The organism is Streptomyces graminilatus, assembly GCF_001418565.1.
GTDB lineage: Bacteria > Actinomycetota > Actinomycetes > Streptomycetales > Streptomycetaceae > Streptomyces > Streptomyces graminilatus.
Genome location: NZ_LIQQ01000663.1, coordinates 1 through 3,852 on the forward strand (window position 1 = coordinate 1; position 3,852 = coordinate 3,852).

Consider the following 3,852-nt stretch of genomic DNA (forward strand, 5'->3'; position numbering starts at 1 on the left):
GCACCGCCCTTGCGGGGAGGTGACGGCGGAGTACCCGGGAACGCCGGGGACCCGCGCGCCTCGGAGCCCCGTTTCCCGGGTACCGGACGCCCTTCCGCGGTCCCGGCGCGGGGTGCGCCGCCCTCGCTCGCGCCGCCGCCCTCGCCTCGGCAGCCGCTTCCCCCGCCTCCCACCGCCCGCCGTCCCGCCCAGTTGCCCCCGACCCACACCACCTTGATCTGCGTCGCCCTCCCGGGGCTCGCGATCTCCACGGACCAAGGGCAGCTCACCGGACAGGGTCTGGAGGGCTTCTACCGCGCGGGCAGGCGCGTTCTCGCCCGGTGCCAGGTCCGCGTGGCCGGTCGTGAACCGCTCGCGGTGCAGGCCCGGATGACAGCCGCCGACCGCGCCCGCTTCGTGGGGACACTGCGCGTCTCCCCCGACGGCGGGCCGGACCCCGATGTCATCGTGGAGCGCGTCCGTCACGCGGACGGCACGGAACGCATCACCCTGCACAGCTCGGCACCGCGCCCGCTGCGCCTGCCCGTCGAGGTGTCACTCGGCACCGACCTGGCGGACCTGGGCACGATCGCCTCCGGCACCGCGGGCCCCGAACTGCCCGCCAGCGTCCACGCCTCAGGCCTGCGCTGGTCCAGCCCCACCGGCAGCGCGGCCGTCACCGCCGACCCGCCACCCGCCGACGCGCTGGCCTCGGCAGGCCTGTTGCGCTGGGAGCTCGATCTGCCTCCGGGCGGTTCCATGACCCTGGAACTTCGTGCCCGGCAGGATGGCGCGGGGCCCGTCCGAGCTGTGGGCCATGTGGCGACGAGCTCGCTGGCGCCGGCGCGGGCCGCCGGCGACGATCCACGCGTCGAGGCGCTCCTCCGGACCAGCATCGAAGACCTCCAGGCCCTGCTCCTGCGTGACCCCGCGCATCCCTCCGACACCCATCTCGCGGCAGGCGCGCCCTGGCGCTGCGGCATGGCCCCGGCAGAGGCTCTCGCCGCGGCACGAATGACGCTTCCCCTCGGCACCGGGCTCGCGGCAGGCACGCTGCGAGCCCTCGCACGCACCCAGATCCCGGGGCCGGGTCCGAGATCCGGCATGCTCCCCGGCCCGCGCCGGGACGCGGGCCCCCACCTGCCACCGGGCTGTACGGGCACGGAGGCCACCCTGCTCTTCCCCGTGCTCCTCGCCGAGGCCCGCCGCTGGGGGCTCCCTGAACAGGTGACCGAGGAACTGCTCCCCACCGCCGAGCGCTGTCTGACCTGGCTGCTCACGACCGTGGGCGACGGTACCTATCTGCCCGATCCGCAGCCGGGCGGCCCGCTGCGCTGCGAGACACAGGCCCACGCACACCGTGCGGCCCTCCTCGGAGCCGATCTCCTCGACGCGTACGGCAGGCCGGGTGGTGCCGGGCTGCGGCAGTGGGCTCAGGAGTTGCGCACCGCGTTCCGGGACGACTTCTGGGTCGACGACCGGGGCGGCGGCCGGCCCGCCGCCGCCCGTATGCCGGACGGGCGCATCGTGCCGCACTTCGGTGCGATCGCCGCCCATCTCCTCGACACCGGCCTGCTGGGCGAGGGCGAGCAGGCTCCCGGGCTGCTCGACAAGGTACAGACCGGACAACTCGCCCGGTTGTTCGGCAGCCCGGCCATGGACTCCGGCTGGGGATTGCGCGGGCTGGGCGTCAAGGAGGCGGGATACAACCCGTTCGGCCACCGGAGCGGTGCCGTGCGGGTGCAGGAGACGGCGGTGGCCGTCGCGGGCCTGGTCGCCGCCGGGTACGAGAAGGAGGCGAGTTCGCTGCTGCGCGGACTTCTGGCGGCGGCCGAGGCCTTCGAGTACCGGCTGCCGGAGATGTACGCGGGGGAGCAGCGGGTGGAAGGCGGCGTCCCGCTGCCCCACCCGGCGGCCTGCCGGCCGGCGGCCACCGCCGCCGCTTCCGGGGTGCTGCTGCTGGTGACCCTGGCCGGTGTCCGCCCGGACGCCCCGGAGAGCAGGGTCATGCTCCGTCCGGTACGCAGCGTGCCGCTGGGCGAGATCGGCCTGACGGGGCTGCGGATCGCGGGTGCCCCCTTCTCCGTACGGGTCGGCCGGCTCGGTGTCGCCATGGTCGAGGAGGCCGCCGCAGGGCTGCAACTGGGAGCGTGACCTCGTGCGACACGTCCGCGGAGGATGCCCGGAAGGGGCTGGTGGCGCCCGTGCCCGGTCAACGTGGATCGGTCATGGTGCGACCGGAGAAGAGAGTGTTTATCGTCAGGCAGACGACTATGATCGCGGCATGCCCTACGACCCGTCAGCCTTCCCGCCCTTCGCCGTCACCGTGGACCTGGTCGTGCTGACCGTGCGTCGTCATGCCCTGTGCGCGCTGGCGGTACGAAGGGGTGAGGCGCCCTTTCAGGGCCGCTGGGCGCTCCCCGGCGGCTTCGTGAGGGCCGACGAGGATCTCTCGCAGGCCGCGGCGCGTGAACTGGCCGAGGAGACCGGCCTGCGCGCCCACGACCCGGACTCCCCGGCCCAGGACAACGGCGCTCACCTGGAGCAGCTCGCGACGTACGGCGACCCCAAGCGCGATCCCCGGATGCGGGTGGTCAGCGTCGCTCATCTCGCACTCGCCCCCGACCTGCCCGCTCCCCGGGCCGGCGGTGACGCCAACAGCGCCCGCTGGGCACCCGTGGAGGAACTGCTGCAACAGGGCGGCTACGGCCGGGACGGCGAACAGGCGGCACCACTCGCCTTCGACCACGCCCAGATCCTCTCCGACGGGGTGGAGCGCGCCCGCTCCAAGATCGAGTACTCGTCACTGGCCACGGCGTTCTGCCCGACCGAGTTCACCGTCGGAGAGTTGCGTCGTGTGTACGAGGCGGTGTGGGGCGTCGCCCTCGACCCGCGCAACTTCCACCGCAAGGTCACGGGCACGCCGGGCTTCCTCGTCCCCACCGGAGGTACGACCACCCGGCAGGGCGGTCGTCCCGCCCAGCTCTTCCGGGCCGGCGGCGCCACCCTGCTCAACCCCCCGATGCTGCGTCCCGAGGTCTGACTTCGAACCCGCTGGGTAATGCCTGCCGTTCAGTGGGCCCCGCCACACCCGATAAAACGGACATAGCGCGCTATCTTGCTACGGGTGATCGAGGCCTTCGGACTGACCAGCAACCCCCGCAAGGAGCTCCCGCCCGCCGTTGACGACGTCTCCTTCGAGGCGCGCGCGGGCTGTGTCACCACGCTCCTCGGTGCCCCGGGCGCCGGCAAGACTACGGTGCTCAGGCTCATGCTCGAACTCCAGCAGGGCCGTGGGACCACCTACTTCAGAGGCCGCCCACTGCACCGGGTCGCCCATCCGTCCCGTGAGGTCGGCGTTCTCCTGGGCGATGTGCCGGGTCATCCCGCGCGCACCGTCCGGGGCCAGCTCCGCATGCTGTGCGCGGCGGCGGGCGTCCCGGTCCGCCGGGCCGACGAAGTGCTTGAGGTCGTCGGCCTCGTCAGCCTCCGCAACGAACGCCTGGGCACACTGTCGCGCGGCATGGACCGCCGTCTCGGCCTCGCCTGCGCTCTGCTCGCGGACCCGCACACCCTCGTGCTCGACGCGCTCACCGACGGACTGTCCGCCCGCGAACGCCATTGGCTGCACGGCATGCTGCGCGCCCACGCGGCCCAGGGCGGCACCGTCCTGTGCACCACCACCGACCCCAAGGAGGCGGCCCGTACCGCCGACCGGATCATCACCCTGGAACACGGGCGAGTCGTCGCCGACCAGGAAGCCGCGGACTTCTCCCGGACCAGACTGCGCCCGCGCGTCGTCGTGCGCAGCCCCCATGCCACCCGTCTCGCCGCCCTGCCGACCAAGGAGGCCAGGGCGGCGAGACGGGTGGC

The 3,852-nt window shown here is 73.7% G+C and carries 3 protein-coding genes; all 3 read left to right on the top strand.

Features of this window, described 5'->3' with window-relative positions; genetic code table 11:
• Positions 1 to 216 precede the first annotated feature (216 nt).
• Positions 217 to 2,133, top strand: a complete 1,917-nt coding sequence (locus tag AOK08_RS39400) for a glycogen debranching N-terminal domain-containing protein (RefSeq protein WP_198539535.1) — start codon at positions 217 to 219, stop codon at positions 2,131 to 2,133.
• A 130-nt stretch (positions 2,134 to 2,263) separates the two neighbouring features.
• Complete coding sequence (locus AOK08_RS39405; RefSeq protein ID WP_055535043.1) at positions 2,264 to 3,022, top strand: NUDIX hydrolase; 759 nt, start codon at positions 2,264 to 2,266, stop codon at positions 3,020 to 3,022.
• 84 nt (positions 3,023 to 3,106) lie between these two features.
• On the top strand, positions 3,107 to 3,852 hold a 746-nt coding region (locus AOK08_RS39410; RefSeq protein ID WP_157876997.1), incomplete at its 3' end, for an ABC transporter ATP-binding protein.

Bases quoted from the DNA above. Each gene is read 5' to 3' on its own strand.
- AOK08_RS39405 (WP_055535043.1), top strand. From the start codon at position 2,264: ATGCCCTACGACCCGTCAGCCTTCCCGCCCTTCGCCGTCACCGTGGAC.